Consider the following 4,023-nt stretch of genomic DNA (forward strand, 5'->3'; position numbering starts at 1 on the left):
CGCGTTCGACCAGCCCGTCGGCGATCCGCCGCAACACCGAGACGCGCTCCTCGATCGAGGACTGCGACCACACATCGAAGCCGGAGCGCGCTGCGGCGACAGCGTCGTCGACGTCGGTTTCCGTTCCTGCGGGTACGCGGGCGAGCAGCTCACCCGTCGTGGCGTCGAGCACATCTACGGTGCCCCCGCCCGCGGAGGCCACCCACTTCCCGCCGATGTAGAGCTCGGTTCGGTCGTCCATGTCGCGATCCCTCTTCCCGTACGGCGGTCGGCCGAGTGGCGGCCATCACACGCAGCCTAGCCGCAAAAGGCGACATGCTGTCAAGTAACTAGCCGCAGTCAAACCTGTACAGAGTTGGACAAAGTTTCTTGACATCCACTACTATTTGAGTAGGTTATGAGCACCGTCACAGTCCCGCCTACGGTAGACGTACGTCACTTGCCGAAGGCTGTTCCCCACGGGGGACCGGAGAGCGCCAGGAGCACCATGAACGACCTTGCGACCACCACATCCGAATCGACCGCTCTGGTCGACCTCGTTGTGAAGGGCATGCTTCGAGGGCCGGTCACGCCCGAGCTACAGGCTGTCGTCGATGCCGGTGACGCCGTGGCCAAGGGCCCGATCGTCATGCCGACGCAGGCCGGAATCGCCGCTGCCGGTGCGCAGGTTCGTCTCACAGACGGAAGCGACGAGCACTCTGCGGTCACCGACTTCCTGCGCGCATTCCTACCGGTCAACCGTCGGCTGCGGGAACTGTGCACCGCATGGCAGTGCCGTCCGGACGGCACGGCAAACGACCACGGCGATGCACAGTACGACGCCAGAATCCGCGACCAGCTCGAGGACATTCATACGTCCGTGGCCAAGCTGCTCCGCCGCGGTGGGAAGCAGTGTGCAGTCCTGCTGGAGTACCGCGACCGCCTACATGTCGCACTCGAACGGTTCGACAACGGCGACACCGCGTCGATGACGTCGCCCTTGACCGATGGCTATCACACCGTGTGGATGTGGCTCCATCAGCACGTGCTGATGATGCTGGGACTCACCCGCGCCGAGGACGAGGCCCTCGAGGAGGAACTCGTTCGCGGTAGCGCCGAATGACCCTGTCCGACAGTTCCGTACTCACCTCCGCGCGCGCAGCAGTGCCGTACGGGCAAGGCCGTGCTCGCGGTCTCGGTGCCGACGCGCTGGGGGTTCACGGCGTCGAGATGGACAACCTTGTCGCGCTCGGGCTTCCGGTCGTACCCGGGCTGACGGTGCCGATCGGGTCCGGTGCCGGCCTGCGCGTACCCGACACCGCGAGCGCCACGATCGATCTGTTGGAGAAGTTGGCAGTCCGCGGGATCTGGCCGTCGGTGCGCACCGAGCGCCGACCCATGCTGCTGCATCTGCGATGCAGCGCACCGGTTCCGGTGTCGGCTCTGCCTCCTGCCATCTCGGTCATCGGGCTCTCGCCTCTGAACGTCGATGCACTCGTCGAGGTGATCGGACGCGATCGCGACATCTACGACTCGTGGGCTGCGACCCTTCGATTCGTCGCCGAAGGTGCCCTCGACGTCGACACCGACGATCTCGACGATCTGGACGAGGACCACCCCGACAGTCACTCTCGCGTACCCGCCCTTCTCGAACTGATCGAACGTGCGACGGGCAGTCCGTTTCCCACCGAACCTGCCGAGCAGCTCGGCCTCGCAGCGACCGCCATGTTGGCTCGCTGGGCCTCTCCCCGCGGGCAGCGGGCCCGCCGCTCTCTGTCCCTACCGGACGATCTGGGCCTTGCACTGCACGTCCGTGCTCTGCGACTCGGCCCCTGGGACGACTCGGGCCATGGTTCCGCCGTCAGCCGCGACCTCGAAACCGGTAAGTACGCACCCCACGGCGTGTTCCACCTCGGTGTCCGCAAGGCCGATCCCAATCCCGGTCCTGGCGAACCACTGTCCAGCACTCCCGGTGGTGAACAGATCCTCGATCAGATCTTCGCGACTCTCGAGCCGCATCTGCGCGGTGTCGTCGAGATCGAGTTCGAGGTCCGCGATCGCCAGCTCGCCCTGCTGAGTGCAGGCGCGCTGGACCATCCAGGCCCACGTGCGGTCACCAATCTCGCCGTGGATCTGGCCAACGCGCGATCGATCGACCGCAGCGAGGCAGTGCGCATGCTCGAGCCCGACCTGATGCAGGACCTTCTGCACGCTCAGCTCACCCTCACCGGTAGCGAGCAGTTGCTCGTCCGCGGACTCCCCGCGTCACCGGGTGCTGCCGTCGGCGAGATCGCACTGTCGAGCGATCGAGCACTTGCTCTGGCAGCGCAGGGCAAGGCCGTCATCCTCGTTGCGTCCGAGACCAGCCCCGCCGACGTGCCCGCTCTGTTGGCAGCCACCGCGGTCGTCACGTCCAACGGCGGGCTCGCATCCCACGCCGCCGTCGTTGCCCGCGGTGCCGGTCGTCCGGCGGTCTGCGGCGCGGCGACCATCCGCATCGACAAAGAGCGCGCCACCGTGACGGCCGGCGGCGTGACCCTCGCCGAGGGCGACACCGTCTCGGTCAACGGCCGTACCGGTGACGTCTACGTCGGTACCGTGGCAATTCGGCCGGCCGAGCCGTCAGCGGAACTGGAAGTGTTGCTCGGTTGGGCGGACGACATCCGCGAACTGCGAATCCGCACCAACGCGGACAATGCCGACGACGCCGCTACCGCCTTTCGCCTCGGTGCCGAGGGAATCGGACTGTGCCGCACCGAGCACCAGTTCCTCGGCGATCAACTCCCGCTGGTTCAACGGCTGGTACTGGCCGAGAGCGAGGCCGAGGAGATCGAGGCCATTGCGGCCCTGACCGCCGCGCAACAATCGGACTTCACCGACCTGCTCCGTGTCGTCGGCGACCGACCCGTCACCGTGCGCTTGCTCGATGCGCCGCTGCACGAGTTCCTCCCGGCCGACGGCCACTATCGCGACCGCGAACAAGCCGAACGTGCTGCTGCCACACACGAATCGAACCCGATGCTCGGTCTACGCGGAGTTCGATTCGCCATGGTGCAGACCCGGTTGTATCCCGCCCAGGCCGAAGCTCTGTTCCGTGCGTGGGTCGTGGTGAACGGCGAAGGAATGACACCGCAACTCGAGGTCATGATTCCGCTGGTGTCGCTGCCGGGCGAACTGACCGAGGCCATCGCACAGGTGCACCGGGCCGCTGCGACCGTTGCCGCCGACACCGGCGTCACCGTTCCCTATCTCGTCGGCAGCATGATCGAGACTCCCCGCGCAGCCCTGCTGGCCGAACCATTGGCCGCCGAGGCCCAGTTCCTCTCCTTCGGGACGAACGACCTGACCCAGCTCACCTACGGGTTCTCTTGCGACGACGTGGAGAAGACGGTACTGGCCCACTATCTCGAACACGGTCTGTTGACGGACAGCCCGTTCGCCGTCCTGGATCGGGACGGTGTCGGCGCTCTGGTCTCCATGGCCGTCGACCGTGCCCGCACCGCTCGTCCCGACGTCAAACTCGGTGTCTGTGGTGAGCACGGCGGCGATCCGCAGTCCATCTCGTTCCTCAATTCGCTCGGCCTGCACTATGTCTCGTGCTCACCTCGGCGGGTCCCGGTGGCCCGGCTCGCCGCGGCGCACGCCACCCTCGAAAGCCGGTGAATTCCACGCGATGAGCGCCGAACTCGACGCCCTTCGAGCTGCCGTCCGCGCTGCTGCCACCGAACTCGGCGGACACGACCTGTGCCGTCGACTCGATCCGGCCGGCCCAGGATGGGACACGCGCGCCTGGTCGATACTGGCGGAGCAGATCGGAACAGCAACACTCGGATTACCCGAATCCTGCGGTGGCATAGGTGGATTGGACGAGTTGGCCGTCGTCGCCGAGGAGCTCGGCGCTGCCCTGCTTCCGGTCCCCTTCCTCTCGACCCTGTTCGCGGTGCAGGTGCTCGTCGGCGCAGGCAGCGCCGAGGACGTGGTGTCCGACATCGCCGAAGGGCAGCCTGCGGCATTCGCCGGGCTCGACCGGCGCGGGTGGTGGTC

Annotated in this window: 4 protein-coding genes; 3 read left to right on the top strand and 1 reads right to left on the bottom strand. The window is 66.8% G+C overall.

The features are described 5' to 3' along the window. Positions 1 to 241, bottom strand: a 241-nt coding sequence (locus A2J02_RS17360; RefSeq protein ID WP_156516269.1) for an aldehyde dehydrogenase family protein, incomplete at its 3' end; no start/stop codon positions are given. Between the two features lie 246 nt (positions 242 to 487). Here A2J02_RS17360 and A2J02_RS17365 point away from each other — a divergent pair. The 3 genes from A2J02_RS17365 to A2J02_RS17375 form a co-directional block, all read left to right on the top strand. After that, positions 488 to 1,102: a hypothetical protein gene (locus A2J02_RS17365; RefSeq protein WP_068051561.1), complete on the top strand. Its 615-nt coding sequence runs from the start codon at positions 488 to 490 to the stop codon at positions 1,100 to 1,102. Further along, complete coding sequence (locus A2J02_RS17370; protein WP_068051563.1) at positions 1,099 to 3,642, top strand: putative PEP-binding protein; 2,544 nt, start codon at positions 1,099 to 1,101, stop codon at positions 3,640 to 3,642. Before A2J02_RS17365 ends, A2J02_RS17370 begins: the two co-directional genes overlap by 4 nt. A gap of 10 nt (positions 3,643 to 3,652) precedes the next feature. Further along, positions 3,653 to 4,023: acyl-CoA dehydrogenase family protein (locus A2J02_RS17375; protein WP_197478052.1), on the top strand; the 371-nt coding region annotated here is incomplete at its 3' end.

Source organism: Rhodococcus sp. EPR-147, from assembly GCF_001647185.1.
Classification (GTDB): domain Bacteria; phylum Actinomycetota; class Actinomycetes; order Mycobacteriales; family Mycobacteriaceae; genus Rhodococcoides.